The organism is Lacticaseibacillus songhuajiangensis, assembly GCF_003946025.1.
Classification (GTDB): Bacteria; Bacillota; Bacilli; order Lactobacillales; family Lactobacillaceae; genus Lacticaseibacillus; species Lacticaseibacillus songhuajiangensis.
This window is the reverse complement of sequence record NZ_RHNR01000004.1, coordinates 26,032-47,091: the sequence shown is the minus strand read 5'-3', so window position 1 is coordinate 47,091 and position 21,060 is coordinate 26,032. Positions and strand designations below refer to the sequence as shown.

Genomic DNA, 21,060 nt, shown 5'->3' with positions numbered 1-21,060 from the left:
AGCTTTCACAACGCCGCAAGGCGATGGGGTCGGCAACTCCGGTGGTGGTGCGCTTGGGCTGCGCTCCGGGAACTACGTCGGGCGGGGACCGCTTCAGCCCGCTATCGCGGTCTTCCACTGGCGGAGTTGCCGCAAGAACAGCGTCAACTCCGCGCTCCCGAGATGATTGTGTGCAGCCACGACGGCAAGTGCAGCCGTCCTGTCTCCAGACAATCATCTTTTCGCCCGACTCCGTTCCCTGCGCTTCGCCCAAGCGCACCACCATCTCCGTGGCCGACACGTTACTGAGTGGGGACAGTACGACTAACGATTGCGCGACGGGTACAAGTCAGATTGACTTCAATTAGAGATTGAAATCACGGTGACAGAAGGTGTTGGGTTATTGTCACTGTGTCTACCGGTTCGTTGATGTGTCACACCGCACATGATATGAAATCATCAGGTTAACGTCGTCCGGAAATAACAACACCACAGTATTGTGAATGCACTTAGGGTCTGGGGTGGATTGGTGTAGCGGGCAGGGACGGAGTTAGCGAAAATAAAATTGGCGGTGTATTCCCGACATGATTTTCGTCGGGGGTGCACCACCAATTTTATCGGGAGCGGGATATTGACGCTGGGCTTACGGCAATATCCCCAGTGGAAGACGGCGTAGCCGGCTGGAACGGTCCCCGCTAACGGAGTTCCTGCCCGCGAAGCCAATCCGCACCAGACCCGACCTTCGGTCTACCCCACTATTTTCAATTCCTGCATCCTTGCGGATGAAAGTTTCATGACTTATGCTGACGGACAGCGTTTGCCATCTTTGGTACAATAAGAGCAGACAAAACACAGGATAAAGAGAAACGAGGTAGCCTAGTGGCAGACACAGTATTGTTAATCGATGGTAACTCCATCACGTTCCGCGCGTTTTACGCAACGTACACTTCGCTAGATAGGTTTACCAACCACGCCGGCATTCACACCAACGCCATCTTCGGCTTCAACAACATGCTTGATATTTTGCTTAAGCGGATTGAACCCGATAAAGTGCTGGTGGCGTTTGATGCGGGCAAAACGACCTTCCGCACCAAGAAATACAGTGACTATAAGGGTGGTCGGCAGAAGACGCCTACCGAATTGCTCGAGCAGATTCCACTCATCAAGAAAATGCTCGCGGGTTACGGCATTACTAACTACGAACTGGCCGATTGGGAAGCTGACGACATTATTGGTACCTTGGCCAGGCAGGCTGAGGCTGCCGGTGATGACGTCATTGTCGTGACTGGGGACCGGGATCTCACCCAGCTGACCACTGATAAAGTGACGGTTGCGGTGACGGTGAAGGGTGTCCAAGACATTGAAGAATACACGCCAGCCCACGTTGAAGAAAAGCTGGGCGTCACGCCGCGTCAGATTATCGATTTGAAAGGCCTGATGGGAGATACTTCTGATAATTACCCCGGTGTAACTAAGGTCGGCGAAAAGACAGCCATTAAATTGGTCAAACAGTTTGGCTCGGTCGAAAACCTCTACGCCAACATCGACGAGCTCAAAAAGAGCAAGATGAAGGAAAATCTGATTAACGATAAGGACGCGGCCTTCATGAGTAAGGACCTGGCCACAATTCGCCAAGACGCGCCAATTACTGTGGGCTTAGCTGACATTGACTATGTAGGGCCAGATGTCCCGACTTTGCGCGAATTCTTTACTGACATGGATATGAAGACTGCAGTTGCGAAGCTGGGGGCTGATCCGAACGCGGCAGCACCCAAGGCCGACTACACCGTTTTGACACTGGACAATGTCGACGCATTGGCTCAGCTCAAGGCGCCAGTTGCCTTTGAACTGGAGATGCTCGGGGAAAATTATCACACTGAGGATGTGTTGGCGTTTGTGATTGGGGACGCCAAGCAGACTTTTGTCAGTCGCGACTTGTCGCTACTTGATGACCTTGAAGTGCACATGCGTCTTGAAGACGATGCGCTGGACATGACTGTGTTCGATGCGAAGCGCAACATTATCGCCGCTCGCCGTTTGGGCTTGAACATTGAGCCAAAATTCGATGCGCTCTTGGCCTCGTACCTCATCGATCCGGATGATAATAGCACGGATCTCGGGACGCTCACACGGGAACATGATTACCTGAACTTGCCGAGCGATGTGGATATTTATGGCAAAGGTGCCAAGCTGCATGAACCAGAAGAAGCCGAGTTGTTCAACCACTTGGCACTGAAGATCCAGGCATTGCTGGCGTTGCGGCCAAAATTGACTGCAGAGTTGGCGAAGCAGGAAGAAACCAGCCTGTTCACCGACCTTGAATTGCCACTGGCGCGGGTCCTTGCTGACATGGAGTACACCGGCATCACGCTGGATAGCGCGACGCTTGCCGAGATGGGCGATCAGTTTGCCGGCAGCATGGCCGTGCTTGAACAGAATATTTATCGAGAAGCTGGTCACGAGTTCAACCTGAACTCGCCAAAGCAGCTGGGCGTGATTTTGTTTGAAGAGCTCGGCCTGCCGGTCATCAAGAAAACCAAGACCGGCTACTCCACCAGTGTCGATGTGCTTGAGCAGCTGCGCAGTTCGCACCCCATGATCCAGATGATTCTGGACTGGCGGGCGTTGGCCAAAATTCAATCCACCTATGTTAAAGGCTTGCAGGCCGCTGTCCATGCGGATGGCAAGATTCATACCCGCTACCAGCAGACCTTGACCCAAACCGGCCGGCTGAGTTCGGTGGATCCAAACATGCAAAACATTCCAGCTCGTGATTTGGGTAAGCAGATTCGCCGCGCATTCGTTCCGAGCCACGACGATTGGGTCATCTTCAGTTCTGACTATTCGCAAATTGAATTACGGGTGCTTGCGCACATTTCCGGGGACGCCAACATGCAAGAAGCCTTCAAGGAAGGTCGCGATATTCATGCGAACACCGCGATGAAGATTTTCGGCTTGAAGGATGCCAGTGAGGTCACACCTGACATGCGGCGGCAGGCCAAGGCCACAAACTTCGGGATTGTGTACGGGATTAGTGACTTTGGTCTCGCCAAGAACATTGGCATCACCCGTAAACAGGCCAAGCAATTCATCGAGGGGTATTTTGCACAATACCCGCAGGTGCACGATTACATGGATAAAATGGTCAAACAGGCTAGTGAACAGGGCTTTGTTGAGACTCTGTTCCACCGGCGCCGCTACCTGCATGACATTAACAGCCGTAACTTTAACCTGCGTAGTTTTGCGGAGCGGACGGCGATGAACACCCCAATTCAGGGAAGTGCAGCCGACATCATTAAGATTGCCATGGTGCGCATGCAAAAGGCCTTAGCAGAGCAACATTTGCAGGCCAAAATGCTTCTGCAGGTGCATGACGAACTGATTTTTGAAGCACCGGCTAGTGAGTTGCCCGTCCTGGAGAAGCTTGTTCCCCAAGTGATGGACTCTGCCGTTAAGTTGGACGTGCCGCTGGTTGTTGAGAGTCACGCCGGCAAGACGTGGTACGAAGCCAAGTAGGAGGGATTAGATGCCTGAATTACCAGAAGTGGAAACCGTGCGGCGCACGCTCAGTGGGCTGATTACGGGCAAACAGATTGTGGCAATTGGGACCGACTGGGAAAAAATCATGAACGGCGGCCTCCAGTATTTCCAGGACCAACTGATTGGCCACCGGTTTACAGGTGTTGACCGCCGCGGGAAATACCTGCTGCTCCGATTGGATGGGGATCTGACCATCGTTAGTCACCTGCGGATGGAGGGCAAATACGCCCTCATGGTCAATAAGGACATGCCTTACGTCCGCTTTCAGCACGTTTGGTTCACTTTCAGTGATGACAGTGAGCTACGTTACTTTGATTCGCGCAAGTTCGGCCGGATGACGATTGTGAAGACCGGAACGGAAATGCAGGCTATTGGTGGTCTCAGCAAAATCGGCCCAGAACCGGTTGCCAGTGACTTTTTGGTCGCCGATTTCACTAAGAAGCTGGCGCGACACAAGAAGGCCATTAAGACGGTGATCTTGGATCAGTCAGTGGTTGCTGGGGTGGGCAACATCTATGCGGATGAGACCCTGTGGCTGAGTCGGATTCACCCGGAGCAGGCCGCCAACAGTTTAGACGTTGCTCAGATTCAGCGCTTGCATGATAACATCATTGACGAGCTTGCCGAGGCCATTCGCCTCAAAGGCACCACGGTGCATTCCTTCGTGGATGCTGAAGGAGAGTCAGGCGGTTTCCAGGATAAGCTGCAGGTATATGGCCGCAAGGGTGAGCCGTGCAGTCGTTGTGGGACGCCGATTGTCAAAATTAAAGTCGGTGGCCGCGGGACGCACTTTTGCCCACATTGTCAGGTGCGTACAGACCTGGCTGCAGATAGTGAGGATTAGGATATGACCTATAGATTAGGAATTACGGGCGGTATTGGTACGGGCAAGTCTAGTGTGCGCGCCGATTTTGCTGCCAATGGGGTGCTGACCATTGACGTCGACCAGATTGCGCGGGAGCTGATGCGTGCCGGTCAGCCGCTTCTTGAAGAAGTACGCAAGGCATTCGGGCCAATGATGATTAGTGGCGATGGTGAACTCAACCGCGGTGCACTGGCACGCGTGGTGTTTGCTGACCCCGCAAAACTAGCGAAGCTCAACGACATTGTGCAACCCGCCATTCGGGCTGCTTTTAACGCGCAGCTCCAGGCCGTGCCAGCAGACACCGACTTGGTCGCCTGCGAGGTGCCACTGCTGTTCGAACAGAACTACGATAGTTACTTTAACGGTGTGGCGGTTGCGGATTGCGACGCCCAGACGCAGTTGCAGCGCGTGATGGCGCGCGACGGTTTGACAGAGGTTGCGGCCCAGCGGCGCATTGATGCCCAGATGGACCAGGCGCAAAAGCGTAAGCGCGCCGACTTTTTAATCGATACCAATGGTCCCGAAGAACTGCGCAAGGTGCAGGTCATGCAGCTTGTGAGCCACTTGCGGGGTCTCTAGACAAGGCGGTAATTCGTCATTGACCGCAGCTTGCACCCGGCTTTTGTCACGGCGGCGTTTTCTGGTATAATTAAGCCACTTACTACGAGGAGGGATACCAGTGCAGTGTCCACATTGTCATCACAATAGTTCACGCGTTGTCGACTCACGGCCAACCGACGGCGGTGAGGCCATCCGCAGACGGCGGGAGTGTGAAAATTGCGGGTACCGCTTCACGACTTTTGAGCGCGTCGAGCAGACACCGCTGCTGGTCATCAAGAAGAACGGTACACGCGAAGAGTTTAACCGCGAGAAGATTCTGCGCGGTTTGATTCGGGCCGCCGAGAAACGGCCGGTCACCATGGAACAGATGCAGCAGATTGTTGAACAAGTTGAATCCAAGCTGCGTTCCATCGGCGAAAACGAAGTCTCTAGCCAGAGCATTGGCGAGCAAGTCATGAAACTGCTCGCCGACGTTGATGACGTGGCTTACATTCGCTTTGCCAGTGTTTACCGGCAGTTCAAGGACATGTCAGTGTTCATGAAGGAACTCAAAGAAATGATGAATCGCGAACAGAAAGATTAGGTTTGCGTGGTGGTCCGGGCCAGTTGCTAGCTGGGCGGGCCACTTTGTTTTTGTAGGGGGTAATGACGATGCAGCGACCGGCAGAATTAACACCACAGAGCGACTACCTGGTCACGCGTGCGCAGCTGATGAGTGACCTCGATCGGCAGACGCTGGTTTACCTATACCAACCGATTATTGGGCCACTGGCCACCGCGCTCTACCAGACGCTGTGGACGCAGGTGCGGACGTCGCCCCAGTTCACACGTGACCGCCAGCCGCACCGGCGCCTGATGCAAACGCTCGGCAGTGACATGGATGCGCTGTATGCAGCGCGCGTGCGCCTTGAGGCAGTCGGCTTAATTAAGAGCTATACGCAAGTCGACACCGTGCGCCATTACGTGTACGAATTGTACGCACCGATGCGGCCGCAGGATTTTCTGAAAGATGACCTGCTGAGTCTGGCATTGTACGACGTTCTCGGCAGTGCGGGCTTTGCCGAGGCCGCCGAACACTTTACAGTGACGCCAGTACGCCGCAGTGACATGACGGACGTGAGCAAGTCGTTCATGGACGTTTTTCACATCGCAAGCAGTCCGCTGAACCCACCTGCCGCAGTTGAAGAGCAGCGGCAGCGCAGTAGCGAAAAGGCCAACCCAATTCCCCGTGTTGATACGAGTTTAGTGGATTGGGAACTTCTCGGTCGCCTGCTGGAGAAGCAAAATCTGCGCAGCGACGAATTACTGCGCCAGCGCATGCCGATTGCCCAAATCAGTGGCTTTTACGGCATGAGTACCAGCGAGTTGGCCCGACTGTGTGCTCGGGCGATAGACACGCTTACTGGCCGCATTGATATCAAGGTGTTGCGTAATTTGGCGGAGCGCGATTTTGCCAAGCGGGATGTGGTTAAGAACGTCTTGAAGCGGGAAAATTCAACGCTGGCAACGACACCAACCACAAGCACCAACTCCCAAACTGCGTCGCAAGAATTCAGCGCAGCAGAGCGGGAGCTGCTCCAGAATGCGCGGCGCATGACGCCCCGTGAATTCTTGAATTACACCAAGAAGAAAAAGAGTCCGGACGCCTTCGCGGGCAAGAATGAGTTGTGGGCATTGCAGCAACTCGCCGGCCGGGATATTTTTACCAACGCAACCATTAACGTCCTGGTGGACTACCTTTTGCAGGAGCGCACCAGCATCAGTCAGTCCTACATGGATGCGGTAGCGAATTCGTGGCTTGAAGCGGGCGTGAACAGTCCGGAAAGCGCCTTGATGCAGATTAAGGCGTACCAGGCTGGCAAAACGAAGCGCACGCCCGTGCGACGCAATTATCAGCGCAATCGCGTAGTGGAACCGCAACCAGAATGGGCCAAGGAAGGCCATAAGGTTGCGGGGCGGGTGCTGAGCGCAAAGGAGCGGGCGGAATTGAACGCGAAACTCGCGAGCCTGCGCCAAAAAAAGGATGGTGACCAGTAATGCAGAATTTATCGAAGCAGCTGCAACAACTTATGAACCGCCGTGGGGCCAATGCGCAGTACGACAATCTGATGCGGATTGTCCTCGGTGACAAGCAGGTTTTGCAGTTTTTGAACGATCATGAATCCGAATTGGCAGAAAGTGCCGTTGACCGTGGTGCCGCGAAGCTGTACGAATACATGGTGCAGCGCGGCAAAGTCGAGCGTGGCGAGACGCCTTTTGCGCCTGGGTTTGAACCAACCTTAACGGTTAGCAATCACCAAATTGACGTTGAGTACCGGCCCACTGCGGCAAAGCTTGACGCGGATAAGTTGCGCGCTAAGAAGAACCTGGTGACCGCGCTCAACATGCCCAAGGACATCGCGGGTGCAACGCTCAACGGCTACGAGCAGACGACCGAGCGTATGGATGCGATTCTGGCCGCCACCGACTTCACGGTTGGCTTACGGGACGGTAAGCGGGTGACGGGGATGTACCTTTACGGCCCATTTGGTGTCGGCAAGACGTATTTACTTGGTGCCGTTGCCAATGAACTTGCTGATTGGCAGATTGCAACGACCCTCGTCCACGTGCCCACTTTTGCGGTGGAGATGAAGGCAGCGATTGGCAATAACAATGTGCTTGAGCAGGTGGATGCGATTAAGGCAGCTCCAGTTTTGATGCTTGATGACATCGGGGCCGAGTCCTTTTCGCCCTGGTTCAGAGATGAAGTGCTGGGGGTGATCTTGCAGTACCGGATGCAAGAGCAGCTGCCGACTTGCTTCAGTTCCAACAAGAGCATGAAGGAACTGCGTGACTACCTAGCTGGTATTGACCGCGGCAACGAAGAGGGGGTTAAGGCGGACCGCATTATGCAGCGGATTCGCTACCTGGCCAGCGAGATTGAACTGGGCGGTGCCAGTCGCCGCGAGCAGAACTAGCGAGTAGTTTTCTGCAAAATTTTGGCAGAATTCAGGAAATATGTTTGCGTACGGTGTGCAAGTGTGGTTTAATAATGGCATCGAAGACGGAACAAAAGGATTACCACCCAGCAGAGAGCGGAGCCATGGCTGTAAGCGACGCATTGAGTAACCCGCACCACTTCCCGAGATTGTCAGCAATGACCCTTACTCTGGTTACGAGTGTAGAAGAGGGCAGACGTGTCGTGCGTTTGCCAATCTGGGTGGAACCGCGATTTATGCAAATCGTCCCCGATACCAAGCAATTGGTACCGGGGATTTTTTGTGTTTCGTCTCCTAGATCAAATTGAGTTTGACGCCGCGCTTGCGGCTAAAATGAAAGGAAGAATTAGATATGTCATTATCCCTTACGTTCCCAGACGGTAGTGTTAAAGAATTCGCAGACGGTAGCAACTTCTTCGATGTTGCCAAGAGCATCAGTACTTCTCTTGCTAAGAAGGCCGTTGCCGCTAAGTTCAACGGCAAGTTGCTTGACCTTGCGGCAGCCGTGCCCGCTGACGGTGCCCTTGAAATTATCACCAAGGACAGCAAAGATGGTTTGAAGGTGCTGCGCCACACCGCCGCCTTCGTTCTTGCCGACGCATTGTCCCAGTTGTTCCCTGGTATTCGTTTCGGTCAGGGTGCCGCTACGGATGATGGCTTCTTCTACGACACTGATAAGGATGACGGCCAGGTTGCGGTGACCGACCTTGAAGCCATCAAGGCCAAAATGCAGGAAATCATCAAGTCTGGTGACAAGATTGAACTTGCCAGCATCAGTGCTGATGAAGCTAAAGCGATGTACAAGGACGACAAGTTCAAGAGTCAGCTTGCCGATGAAGCTGGCGACCAGATTTCTGGTCACAAGCTGGGCGATTTCTTCGATTTCGAAGAAGGCGCACTGCTGCCAGACTTCAAGCCACTCAAGCACTTCAGCTTGCTGAGCGTTGCCGGCGCATACTGGGAAGGTAAGTCCTCCAACCCAATGCTCCAGCGGATTTACGGGACGGCTTACTACAAGGAAGCTGACCTTGAAGAAGACGCTAAGCGCCGCCAGGAAGCTAAGGAACGTGACCACCGTGTCATTGGCCGTGACCTCGACCTGTTCTTCGTTGACCCAGAAGTTGGGGCAGGGATGCCTTACTGGATGCCAAATGGTGCCACGATTCGCCGCACGGTTGAGCGTTACATCGTTGACCGCGAAGTTGCTGACGGTTACGAACATGTTTACACACCAGTTGCTGCGAACCTGAACCTGTACAAGACTTCCGGTCACTGGCAGCACTACCGTGAAGACATGTTCCCACCAATGGACATGGGTGAAGGTGAAGAACTCGAACTGCGGCCAATGAACTGCCCAAGCCACATCCAGATTTACAAGCACCACATCCGTTCCTACCGTGACTTGCCACTGCGGATTGCTGAACTTGGTCTGATGCACCGTTACGAAAAGTCTGGTGCCCTCTCCGGTCTGCAGCGTGTTCGTGCCATGACGCTGAACGATGGTCACACCTTCGTCGCTCTGGATCAGGTGCAGGATGAATTCCAGAAGATTTTGAAGCTCATCATGAGCGTTTACGAAGATTTCGACATCACGGACTACAGCTTCCGTCTGTCCTACCGTGATCCTGCTAACACCGAAAAGTACTACGCTAACGATGAAATGTGGGACAAGAGCCAGACCATGCTGAAGGCAGCCATGGACAACCTTGGCCTTGACTACTACGAAGCCGAAGGTGAAGCCGCATTCTACGGTCCTAAGCTGGACATCCAGACCAAGACCGCACTGGGTAATGACGAAACGATGTCCACCATCCAACTTGACTTCATGTTGCCAGAACGCTTTGGCCTGACCTACGTTGGTTCCGATGGTGAAGAACACCAGCCAGTCATGATTCACCGTGGGATTGTTGGGACGATGGAACGCTTCATCGCTTACCTCATTGAACAGTACAAGGGTGCCTTCCCAACCTGGCTTGCACCACAGCAGGTTGTCATGATTCCAGTGAAGAACGAACTGCACCTTGATTACGTTAAGCAACTCAAGGAACAGATGGTTAAGGCTGGTCTGCGTGTCATCATCGATGATCGCAACGAAAAGATGGGCTACAAGATCCGTGAAGCCCAGACCAAGAAGATTCCATACACGGTTGTTGTCGGGGATGCTGAACTGAACGGTGGTAACGTCGCCGTTCGTCGTTACGGTGAAGAAAAGTCTTGGACTGAATCAGCCCAGATGTTCATCAACGCTGTTAAGGCGGACGTTGCGAACTACTCCCGTAAGGACGCTCGTCAGAAGTAATAACTGAACATGTCATTGTCAAAGCGGTCACGACCTCGTCGTGGCCGCTTTTGCTGTCCGTCAGCGTAAGCATGGAAAATTCCATCCGCAAGGATGGTGGAATTGAAAATAGTGGTTAGACCGAAGGTCGGAACTGGGCCGGATTAGCTTTGCTCCCAGGAAGGGCGTGCGTGGGACCGTTCCAGCCAGCTGCGCTGTCTTCCACTGGCGATTTTGACGCAAACCCAGCGTCAAAATCGCGCTCCTAACGAAAATGGCGGTGTACATTTCGCACGAAGTTCATGTGCGAAACATACACCGCCATTTTCGTGGACACGCACACCCTTCCCGTCCGCTATCGCCAATCCGGCCCAGTTCCGACGCGCATTCACATGACTGTGGTGGTGAATGTTTCGGGCTTCGGTGGCGAGAATGGCAGACAAAGATGAACACGAAATTAAGCAACTTTGGCATCGTGAGCGGTTCATCTAGCTGATCAAACACCTTGAATACTTTTACCATGCGGTATACAGGAATTTCATAATCGTCCAATTACACGGCCCATGTATAGTCGAACGTTGGTCTCAGCATTTCAGTGTCACAGCATGGACCTCTATCTGTAGTATTCTGCTCAGTAACGTGTCGGCCACGGAGGTGGTGGTGTGCTTGGGCGAAGTGCAGGGAACAGAGTCGGGCGAAAAGATGATTGTTTGGAGACAGGACGGCCGTATTTGCCGTCGTGGCTTCACACAATCATCTCGGGAGCGCGGAGTTGACGCCGTTCTTGCGTCAACTCCGCCAGCGGAAGACCGCGATAGCGGGCTGAAGCGGTCCCCGCCCGACGTAGTTCCCGGAGCGTAGCCCAAGCGCACACCACCGGAGTTGCCGACTCCACCGCCTAACGGCGTCATGAAAACACCAAAGAGGCCCAGCATGACTTCGTCACTGAAACACTTACGCTGACAGACAGCGTTCGCTTGAATCGGACATTTTGTAAAACGCTTATTATCGACTTAAGTGTTCAAGTAGTTATTGATACTCGTTATAAGTAGAAAATATAAGTTTTTGAATATGTGCCATAAACGCCGCCGTTACGGTATTTGTTAACTTTTGAAATGTATATGAACCGTTACAAAATTATTTGATAAGGGACTTGATTGTTGCTGGGATTGTTGTATTATAAGTGACGTGGAACAGGATTGAGTGATGGGGGTCACGTTGACATTCTGCTTCCGTTGTTGAATAGGTTAAGTACACATGGGAGTGTAGATTATGAAAACTAAATATTTGAGCGTTCTTGTTTCTTTTGGTGTCCTCTTGAGTGGGATTGCCGGGAGCTTCTCCGCAGTTGCACCAGCTGCTACGCAGACTGTTGCCGCTGCTAAGAAAGCGAAAGTGCAGCCTAAGGGAACCATTGCCTTCAGTGGTGTGACCGTTAAGGTGATTAAGGGTAACATGAAGGTAACGACAGCACCAAAGGGAAACCTTGCACAGACCTGGGGTGGTCAGACGAACTTGTCCGTAACGGATAAGCAGTCTACGCACATCATTGGTCACAACAACACCAGCTTCGGTAAGATTGTGAAGCTGAAGAAGGGTTCACCTGTGACTGTCCGTGATTCTAAGGGTCACAGCAAGACTTACCATGTTACCGCAGTTCGTAACGTTACTGACTACGGCATGATCCAAGGTACGAAGAAGGATGTTTGGAACCAGATTGTAAGTGCTAAGCAGGGCGAACAAGTTGTTCTGCAGACATGCCTGAGCAAGACGCTTAACCGCATCGTGTGGGCACGTTAATAAAGTTTTGGGGGGACCGGCTGGGGAGCCGGTCATTTTTTTTGCACTTTTTGAAAATGTAGTGCCTAGTTACTTGTTCGGTGAGTCAAATTCACGTTTATCCAGCTAGATCAATTGATTTAATTTGCAAAAACGAATTTATTTGAAAAAAATTGAAGAAATTTTGATTTGTGTAGATGCCTAATCAATCTAATAAGGTAAATCGAATTGATACGCGCGTAAAAGTAACGAAACCTATCAATACGGGGCTCAGAGGTGTTCTGATGAAACGGCTTTGGTCGAGCGAAACACGCGAAATAAACACTTATCTGAAAAAAGGTAAAAACGTGTTGACCGTAAACTAATAAGCAGTTATTGAATATTCGGATAAGAGATTTTTAATCGTTATTGTATGTGTCAAGAAAGGCTGCTACGTCGGTAAAATAATAAAACCATTTCGTTATCGCAAACGAATCTTGAAAACTTGCAATGCGATAGCGTTGCTGTATGATGTTGTTGAAAAGAGAAGCGGAGTGATGGGGGTCACGTTGAGGCAACTCTTAAACTAATATCGGGATTTAAGTTTAGGGAGCGGAATTATGAAAACCAAATACATTAATGTTCTTGTTGCTGCATCTGTGCTCGTGGGGGGCTCACTTGTCGGCGGAATGGTGTTGAACAATGCCAGTGCTACCGATGCGGAAGCAACGGGTTCAAGCTTGGTCAGTCGTGAAGCGAAGATTAGTAGCAAGCGCGTACCGACAGCTAAGAAAGTCGCAGAGAGTGCTTCTGCCAAGGGACACGCGGCCTCTTCATCCAAGCCAGCCGTAAGCAGTGCATCATCGAGCAAGGCGAGCGTTGCCGCAACTGCTGGCCAGTCTAGCCAGTCGGCCACAACGCAAAGCAGTCAGCAGAGTAGTCAAAACGCGCAGACAACGCAGCAGTCTGCACCTGCAGCAAGCGTGTCGGTCAGCTCTAGCACGCAGCAGCACCAGACAACGCAACGTAGTAGTAGCACACCGACACATGCGCGGAACACCATCAGTTTTCTCGGTGTAACTGTTCCAGTGATTCAGGGCAACATGAGCATTACGACCGCACCTTCTGGCAACCGGGCTCAGACCTGGGGCGGCCAGACACACCTTTCCGTCACCGATGGCCAATCAACGCACATCATCGGCCACAACACGACCAGCTTTGGGCAGATCATTGGCCTCGCCGTTGGTTCTGCGGTCAGCGTGACAGATGGCAATGGCAATACCAAGACTTACCATGTGACCAAGACCTTGAACGTAACGGATCAGGGGAAGGTTGAAGGAACCAACACGGACGTCTACAACCAGATTGTTAGTGCAAACCAAGGTGAGCAGGTTGTCCTGCAGACCTGCATTAGTTCCACCATTAACCGCCTCGTCTGGGCGCGTTAATCATAGCTTCATAGTTCTTGGGGGGATCGGCTGGGGAGCCGGTCTATTTTTTTGCGCAAAAGTGGTACGAAGTGAGTATTTTGTTAAAACTTGGGGAAGCTTAAGCCTGCACTTATTGCCAACATTACATAAATCATGTTATCCTTATATTGAAATTAATGCCGCTCTTATACATACGGAGGACAAATATATGGACAAAATCAGGTCAAACCAATGGCTCAAACTGGGCTTTATTACAGCGGCACTTGCCGTCATTGCGCTCAGCATCAACCTTTTCTTTGCGCCGCATGGCGTTGCTGCGGGGGGAGCTACGGGGCTCGCAATCATTGTGTACGAACTCGCCAAAATTCCTACTGCAATCACGACACTGGTCATTAACCTCCTTTTGCTCATTTTGTCCGCTTTTCTACTTCCTAGGGCAACAACACTGCGCATTGTCTATGGTAGTTTTATGCTTCCGGTGCTCATGGCGCTCATTCCTACGACTAAAATCGTGGCTGACCGCACGCTTGCCGTGATGGTGGGTAGTGTGGTAATCGCCTTGGGCTTCACCATGCTGTACGCTGTGGACGCGTCCAGTGGGGGAACAACGGTGCCACCACTCATTTTCAAACGTTATTGGAACGTGAAGACGGCCACTAGCTTGTTCGTCACAGACGTTGTGGTGTCGTCGCTGAACATTCCGGTATCAGGACTCGAAGCATTTATCCTTGCTATTTTCTCTTTGGGGATTACGAACGTGGCAATGAACTACATGCAAACCGGTTTGGATCGCAAGCGGATGCTCCACGTGTTCAGTCATCAGCGCCTTGGTGAAATCAATCGGAAATTGGCCGAGATTCCGGCGAGTCATGTGGAGACAATGCTGGTGTCCGGTACGGATGATGGGGCAGGCCAGGATATGTTGCTTGTTGTCATTGATCAGCAGTATTATAAGTACGCACTGCATGTCATTCGCGCACTAGATAAGCAGGCCATTATCGTCGCTGGGGAAGTAGCGGAAGTGCACGGCGTCAATTAATACTTGACGGGGGCCGGTCGGCAGTGTAAGCTATAAAAGTTGAGAAAAAGCAGAAGTTCCCACTTCTCGCCCAAGTCATTAGACCTCTAGGCTCATTATGTACGGATATATTTCGTGGTGGTGGGATTATGCTGAATGGCATCCTGCCACCACATTTTGTTTTTTCTCGGAAAATATCTGGAGGTGAATAACCATAGCAAAAGATATGTTGGTAAACGATGGTATTCGTGCTCGCGAAGTTCGGCTGATTGCCGCTGACGGTGAACAGCTCGGAATTAAGAGCAAGCAAGACGCCATTGCCCTTGCTGAAGCGGCTAACTTGGACGTTGTCCTCGTTGCGCCGACTGCAAAGCCGCCTGTCGCCCGCATCATGGACTACGGTAAATACCGTTTCGAACTGCAGAAAAAGCAGCGTGATGCTCGGAAGAAACAGAAAACCATCAATATCAAGGAAGTTCGCCTTAGTCCTACGATTGAGGATAACGACTTCCAGACCAAGCTTAACAACGCCGTTAAGTTCCTGAATAAGGGTGCCAAGGTTAAGGTATCCATCCGCTTCCGCGGGCGTGCCATCACGCATAAGGAAATTGGTCGCAAGGTGCTGCTCAAGTTGGCTGAGGCAACGAAAGATGTCGCAACCGTTGAGTCATCACCAAAGATGGATGGCCGCAGCATGTTCTTGCTGCTGGCACCAAAGGCTGACAAGGAAAACTAGTCAGTACTAAATGCTAGATGTAAATGCATCTGGAGATAATTTTTAGGAGGAATTCATTATGCCTAAGTTCAAGACACACCGTGCTTCCGCTAAGCGTTTCAAGCGGACTGCTAGTGGCCTGCTCAAGCGCGGTCACGCCTACACTTCCCACCGTTTCCACGGTAAGACCAAGAAGCAGCGTCGTCAGCTTCGTAAGTCCGGTGTAGTGCACGCAACGGATATGCGTCGTATCCGTCAGATGCTCACCTACATGAAGTAATTGCTGCGGCAATTACTATTCCGGCTTCATTAATGAAGCCACGTACGTTTTTTCTAATCTAGGAGGTTTTTACTATGCCACGTGTTAAGGGTGGAATTGTTACTCGCAAACGTCGTAAGAAGGTTCTGAAGCTCGCCAAGGGTTACCGCGGTTCTAAGCACCGTCTCTTCAAGTCCGCAAACACCCAGGTAATGGTATCTTACCGTTACGCTTTCCGGGACCGTCGTGCTAAGAAGCGCGAATACCGTTCTCTTTGGATCACCCGTATCAACGCTGCTGCACGTCTTAACGACATTTCCTACAGCAAGCTGATGCACGGTCTGAAGGTTGCCGGCATCGACATGAACCGTAAGATGCTCGCAGACCTCGCCGTTAACGATGCTGCTGCATTCACAGCACTCGCAGAAACAGCGAAGAAGGCAAACGCTTAAGTCGTGTTTACCATCTGAAAGCACCTCTGACCATACGCTCTTGAGCGTTTGGTCAGAGGTGTTTTTTTGCGTAACGCTGTTCGTCAGCGTGAGTGTTGAAAATTCCATCCGCAAGGATGATTTCTTTGAAAATCGACCGAAGGTCGGGCCCGGGGCGGATTAGCTTCGCGGGCAGGAACTCCGTTAGCGGGGACCGTTTCAGCCGGCTGCGCCGTCTTCCACTGGGGATATTGCCGCAAGCCCAGCGTCAATATCCCGCTCCCGATAAAATAGGCGGTGTACCCCCGACGAAAATCATGTCGGGAATACACCACCAATTTTATTTTCGCTAACTCCGTCCCTGCCCGCTACGCTAATCCACCCCAGGCCCTAAGTTCGTTCACGATACTTTGATGGTGATATTTTCTGGCGACGTTGAGTCGAAGATTTCATACCCTAGTACAGTGTGACACATCAACGATTCGACAAACACAGTGACAACAGATCGACGCCTCCTATTAGCGAAGCATCAATCTCATCCAGGCGTCAATATGACTCGGAACTGCCGCAAGATTGTTAATGGCACTGCCCCCACTGAGTAACGTGTCGGCCACGGAGGTGGTGGTGTGCTTGGGCGAAGCGCAGGGAACGGAGTAGGGCGAAAAGATGATTGGGTGAAGACAGGACGGCCGTATTTGCCGTCGTGGCTTCACCCAATCATCTCGGGAGTGCAGAGTTGACGCCGCTTTTTGCGGCGACTCTGCCAGTGAGAGACTTTAGGCTCGAACGGTCCCCGCCCGACGTAGTTCCCGGAGCGTAGCCCGAGCGCACCACCACCGGAGTTGCCGACCCACCGCCTTGCGGCGGTATGAAAACAGCTTAAAGTATAGAGCGCACCCTTGCGGGCACAAACTTACGCTGACGGACAGCGACAAGCAAAAACGCCCCAACGATGTCGGGGCGTTTGAACGATTATGCATGTTTGTAATCACGAGGGCGACCTAATTTAACCGTGTACGTGAGAATCCAGGAGATTGCGAGAATCACGACCGTTACAGCGTACGGAATGTGGTAGTTGATGTCGAGCAGTGATCCCGCCATGAGCGGCCCGACGATATTGCCAATGCTGGTGAGCGAGAGGTTGAGGCCGTTGATGATACCCTGATTTTGAGTTCCTTGCTTCGTCAGCAGGGTGGTAATGGCTGGCCGCAGCAGGTCAAAACTCGTGAAGACAATTAGTGTTGCGACCATGACTTCCCATTTTGTGTGCGCCAGCATAATCCAAGCAATTGAAACGAAACTGAGAAGGAAGGCGTAGCGGGTCAACTTGATTTCGCCCATGAATAGCACCATCCGGTCGAAGAAGACCACTTGAAAGATGAGCGAGATAATCCCGTTAAGGGTGAGAACAAGCGCAATATCGCCCAGGCTAAAGCCGAAAACTTCATTCACAAAAATGCTGTAGATACTTTCGAAACTTTGCAGGCCAAACGATGAAACCAGAATGAGCAGGAACAGCATGAGCATCGGACCGCCAAGGACCTTGCGCCAATCAGTCGTGCTGGTTGTGGTAGCTGCTGCAGCTTGCTTAGTTGGCGCTTTGTAGTGCGGCAGGAAGAACAGGGTTGCAAGCATTGCGAGTAGACCGAGCACCGCGGCCAGGTAGAAGGGCGTTTTGTAGCTGATTCCGGCGAGAATGCCACCAACACCTGGGCCCAGAATTAGGCCGCCACTCAGTGAGGCGGATAATAAACCGATAACGCGAGCACGCTGCTTGTGCGTGGTGATGTCGGCCGCCAAGGCCTGCGCAGTGGGAATGAACATACCCGCCGCAATCCCCCCGATGATCCGGGAGATGTCAAACATGACCAGGTAGTTCGTCACCGCGAAGAGTAGTTCTGAGACGGCAAAGAGTCCCAAGCCCACAATCAGTACGGGTCGCCGTCCGATTTTGTCGGACATGTGCCCAATAATAGGAGAGGAAACGAATTGTGCGAACGCGAACAGCGAGCTCATGATGCCCATGTCGGTAGCGGAAAGATGGAGCTCGTTTTTCAGGAAAGGCATCACTGGGAAAATGAGGCTCATACCGAGGCAAACTAAGAACTCGCTAAATACCAGAATGAAAATTGCACGTTTTGTGGTTTTGGACAAGACGTCAAACCTCCTCTACGAATTTGTGCCGATTTACTCAGTGTAGCATTTTGCCATCTGAATGGCAGTAGGGCGCTTCAAAGTCAGGGTGGACTAAATCCAAAAAACGTCCGTTATCAATACAGAACACTAGTTTGCTTAATTCAAATGCGCTACACTAAAATTATTCTGAGAAGTGGGGACGAAGCAATGGCAAAGAAGCGGCGCAAGACGAACAAAAGGTACGGGACGCAACTTGGCGGGATTATTGCCATCATTTTTGCCGCCGCACTTTATCTTTATCGTGGCGGCTATTTGGATGAATGGGTGCACCCGCAAGAAGGCGTGCAGATTAGTGCGCAGACCACCAGCGACAATCAACTGGATAAAAAGGCATACGCGGCACTAGCAAAGCTGAATTTTGCCAGTGGGGACAAGCCCATTGTGCAAGTGAATAACGGCAAGAGTACGCTAAGCACCGCCGCTTGGAAAACTGAGCGGATCGATTACGGCAACTTGGATCATTTGAATCGCACAACGACGGACACCGCCTATTTGTCGCGCAAGAATCTGGGCAAAAGCGATGGGCGCCCGAGCCAGGATTGGACGCCCACAGGCTGGCATTATAATCACGGCAGCGTGGATATCTACAATCGGGGACACCTCATTGCATATACCTTGACCTTCAACATTAATCAGGATGGCCAATACGAGCAAGGCACGGAAGGCTCATCGGATAATCCCAAGAATCTGGGGACACAATCTGCTTATTCGAACCAAGTGTTGATGCAGATTTACGAAGGTAAGGTGCGCAGCGCATTAGCAAGTGGCAAAAAAATGATTTATCAGGTAACCACGGTCTTTCGCGGCGATGAACTGATGCCACGTGGTTATTGGCTGCAGGGCCTCGCCACTGACTCAAGTGTGAATTTTAACGTTTATATTTTCAATGTGCAGCCTGGTTATCAATTTAATTATGCAAACGGCAGCAGTTCACGGGCTAGTGGTATGCACGTTGATGAATCCGATTTAGAGAATTAGCTCTTTCAATCTCGCTGCAAACGACCGATAATGAGTGTAATTATCAGGAGGTTTTAATATGGACTTTAAGAAAGTGCAATACGAGCGCCCTGAATTCTCGGCGTACAAAACGCAAATGACCCGTTGGTCGACGCAGTTGCGGGCGGCCGAAGATGCGCAGGCGGCAGTCACCGCTGCGGGCAAAATGCTGGATCTTTTCAACGCCGCGCAATCCCAAGCCATGATTGCGTCGATTCGGCATAGCATCGATGTTAACGACGCCTTCTACGCGGCTGAGGACGATTATTGGAATGAGTACGAACCGCAGTATGCTGACGCCGACACGCTGTTCCTAAGTGCCGTCGTGCAAAGCCCATTTCAGAAGGCGCTGGGGGAATTGTTCCCAGCACCGTGGATTGCGGCCGCTAAGAATCAGCTGCGCGTCAATGACCCGAGCGTGATTGAACTGCGGCAACGCGATAATCAACTCATTAGTCAGTACGGTCGTTTAATTGCGGAGGCGCAGGTGCCATTTGCTGGTGGGACATACACACTAGCCCAGTTGGGTACCAGTATGTCTTCAGCTGATCGCGACACGCGCCGTGCAGCAAGTGAGGCTTATTGGGGATTTTACGCTGATCACGAAGCAGAAATCGACAAAATCTATGATGAGATGGTCAAGGTCCGCACACAGATAGCGCACCAGCTGGGCTTTGCAGACTTTTCCGAGATGTCTTACGTCTTCATGGACCGCTTTGGCTACGATGAAAAAATGGTGGCTAATTACCGTGCCGAAATTCAGCAAAAAGTGGTGCCACTGGTACTTAAACAGCGCCAGAAGCAGGCCCGCCGTCTGGGCTTGGACAAACTCGCCTATTATGACTTGAATGTGCAGTTCAAGACGGGTAACGCAACGCCAAAAGGGACCGCAGATGAACTCGTCGCAACGGCGCAGCAAATGTATCATGAGCTGTCTGCTGAGACGGGACCATTCTTTGACCACATGATTGACAGCAACTTGTTGGATTTGCTCGCGAAGAGGGGCAAGCAAACTGGTGGGTATGCTGAATTCATTCCTAGCATCAGGTCGCCGTTTATTTTTGCGAACTTCAACGGGACGAGCGGAGATGTGGATGTGCTCACACACGAAGCGGGGCATGCCTTCCAGACGACGATGGCAAGCTGGATTAAACCTGGTGATGCGGTCTTTCCAACCAACGAAGCGGCTGAAATTTTCTCGATGAGCATGGAGTTCATTGCTTACCCGTGGATGAAGAATTTCTTCAAGGAAGATACAGATAAGTATTTGTACGCGCATCTGCAGTCGGCACTCGAATTTTTGCCGTACGGGATTTTGGTCGATCACTTCCAGCATGAGGTCTACACACACCCAGATTGGACGCCGGATGAACGCAAGGCATGCTGGCGGCGGCTGGAGAAACAGTACAATCCAGACAAAGATTACAGTGAAAATGCTGATCTTGACCGCGGCATTTACTGGATGCGGCAAGCACACATTTTTGAAGTGCCTTTCTACTACCTGGATTACACGATTGCGCAGGTTGTGGCTTACCAATTCTGGAAGCGATTCGATGTCGACCATGACGAAACTGCATGGGCCGATTACTTGCGGATGGCAAAAGCTGGCGGTAGTCAGACTCTACTTGAGTTGCTGAAAACTGGGCACATGCGCTCACCGTTTGAGCCGGGTGCACTCGATGACACACTGACTGCAATCGGTAGCGCACTTGATGCCGTCGATGATCAGGCACTTGACCGGTAACGATGTCCGTCAGCGTAAGTGTCCGTGCCCTGCACTTTAAGCCGTTTTCATACCGCTGCAAGGCGTGAGTGGGCAACTCCGGTGCGGGTGCGCTTGGATTCTGCGCTTTAGGGCGACGCGGCGGGGCCGGAGTTAGCGAATATAAAATAGGCTGTGTATTCTCGACATGATTTTTGTCGAGGGTACACAGCCTATTTTGTTGGGAGCGGAATTTTGACACCGATCTTGTGTCAAAATTTCCAGTGGAAGACGGCGGAGCCAGTCGACCTCGCGCTTTAGCGCCTAGTGAGACGGACACCGTAGGGCCGGCTG

At 51.9% G+C, this 21,060-nt stretch carries 16 protein-coding genes; 15 read left to right on the top strand and 1 reads right to left on the bottom strand.

Annotation, left to right across the window (positions count from 1 at the left end):
* Positions 1-858 precede the first annotated feature (858 nt).
* The 13 genes from polA to rplT all read left to right on the top strand — a co-directional run bounded on the left by polA (position 859) and on the right by rplT (position 15,833).
* Positions 859-3,495 carry a DNA polymerase I gene (gene polA, locus EKM97_RS02155; RefSeq protein ID WP_125570632.1) on the top strand — a complete coding sequence of 879 codons (2,637 nt, stop codon included), beginning with the start codon at positions 859-861 and terminating at the stop codon, positions 3,493-3,495.
* A 10-nt stretch (positions 3,496-3,505) separates the two neighbouring features.
* Positions 3,506-4,363, top strand: coding sequence for a DNA-formamidopyrimidine glycosylase (gene mutM / locus EKM97_RS02150; RefSeq protein ID WP_125570631.1), 858 nt, complete (start codon positions 3,506-3,508; stop codon positions 4,361-4,363).
* 3 nt (positions 4,364-4,366) lie between these two features.
* The gene (gene coaE, locus EKM97_RS02145; RefSeq protein ID WP_125570630.1) at positions 4,367-4,963 is read left to right on the top strand and encodes a dephospho-CoA kinase; all 597 of its coding nucleotides are present in this window, start codon (positions 4,367-4,369) and stop codon (positions 4,961-4,963) included.
* A gap of 100 nt (positions 4,964-5,063) precedes the next feature.
* Positions 5,064-5,528 carry a transcriptional regulator NrdR gene (gene nrdR, locus EKM97_RS02140; RefSeq protein ID WP_125570629.1) on the top strand — a complete coding sequence of 155 codons (465 nt, stop codon included), beginning with the start codon at positions 5,064-5,066 and terminating at the stop codon, positions 5,526-5,528.
* A gap of 68 nt (positions 5,529-5,596) precedes the next feature.
* The gene (locus EKM97_RS02135) at positions 5,597-6,982 is read left to right on the top strand and encodes a replication initiation and membrane attachment family protein (protein WP_164507404.1); all 1,386 of its coding nucleotides are present in this window, start codon (positions 5,597-5,599) and stop codon (positions 6,980-6,982) included.
* Positions 6,982-7,902, top strand: a complete 921-nt coding sequence (gene dnaI, locus EKM97_RS02130; RefSeq protein WP_125570627.1) for a primosomal protein DnaI — start codon at positions 6,982-6,984, stop codon at positions 7,900-7,902. The genes EKM97_RS02135 and dnaI overlap by 1 nt, the downstream gene beginning before the upstream one ends.
* Positions 7,903-8,275: 373 nt before the next feature.
* On the top strand, positions 8,276-10,222 hold the full coding sequence (gene thrS / locus EKM97_RS02120; protein WP_125570626.1) for a threonine--tRNA ligase: 1,947 nt from the start codon (positions 8,276-8,278) through the stop codon (positions 10,220-10,222).
* Between the two features lie 1,251 nt (positions 10,223-11,473).
* Positions 11,474-12,001 carry a sortase domain-containing protein gene (locus tag EKM97_RS02115; protein WP_125570625.1) on the top strand — a complete coding sequence of 176 codons (528 nt, stop codon included), beginning with the start codon at positions 11,474-11,476 and terminating at the stop codon, positions 11,999-12,001.
* Positions 12,002-12,579: 578 nt separating this feature from the next.
* Positions 12,580-13,407: a sortase domain-containing protein gene (locus EKM97_RS02110; protein WP_125570624.1), complete on the top strand. Its 828-nt coding sequence runs from the start codon at positions 12,580-12,582 to the stop codon at positions 13,405-13,407.
* Between the two features lie 190 nt (positions 13,408-13,597).
* On the top strand, positions 13,598-14,428 hold the full coding sequence (locus tag EKM97_RS02105; protein WP_125570623.1) for a YitT family protein: 831 nt from the start codon (positions 13,598-13,600) through the stop codon (positions 14,426-14,428).
* Between the two features lie 187 nt (positions 14,429-14,615).
* On the top strand, positions 14,616-15,143 hold the full coding sequence (gene infC / locus EKM97_RS02100; protein WP_125570622.1) for a translation initiation factor IF-3: 528 nt from the start codon (positions 14,616-14,618) through the stop codon (positions 15,141-15,143).
* A gap of 58 nt (positions 15,144-15,201) precedes the next feature.
* On the top strand, positions 15,202-15,402 hold the full coding sequence (gene rpmI / locus EKM97_RS02095; protein ID WP_054679784.1) for a 50S ribosomal protein L35: 201 nt from the start codon (positions 15,202-15,204) through the stop codon (positions 15,400-15,402).
* Between the two features lie 74 nt (positions 15,403-15,476).
* Positions 15,477-15,833 (top strand): 50S ribosomal protein L20, encoded by a 357-nt coding sequence (rplT, locus tag EKM97_RS02090; RefSeq protein ID WP_125570621.1) that lies wholly within the window; start codon positions 15,477-15,479, stop codon positions 15,831-15,833.
* Between the two features lie 951 nt (positions 15,834-16,784).
* On the opposite strand, the gene EKM97_RS02085 is transcribed toward rplT, so the two are convergent.
* Positions 16,785-17,966, bottom strand: coding sequence for an MFS transporter (locus tag EKM97_RS02085; protein ID WP_125570620.1), 1,182 nt, complete (start codon positions 17,964-17,966; stop codon positions 16,785-16,787).
* Positions 17,967-18,155: 189 nt separating this feature from the next.
* Between EKM97_RS02085 and EKM97_RS02080 the strand changes: the two genes are divergently transcribed.
* Positions 18,156-18,986 (top strand): DNA/RNA non-specific endonuclease, encoded by an 831-nt coding sequence (locus EKM97_RS02080; RefSeq protein ID WP_125570619.1) that lies wholly within the window; start codon positions 18,156-18,158, stop codon positions 18,984-18,986.
* A gap of 58 nt (positions 18,987-19,044) precedes the next feature.
* The gene (locus EKM97_RS02075) at positions 19,045-20,748 is read left to right on the top strand and encodes a M3 family oligoendopeptidase (protein WP_125570618.1); all 1,704 of its coding nucleotides are present in this window, start codon (positions 19,045-19,047) and stop codon (positions 20,746-20,748) included.
* Positions 20,749-21,060 lie beyond the last annotated feature (312 nt).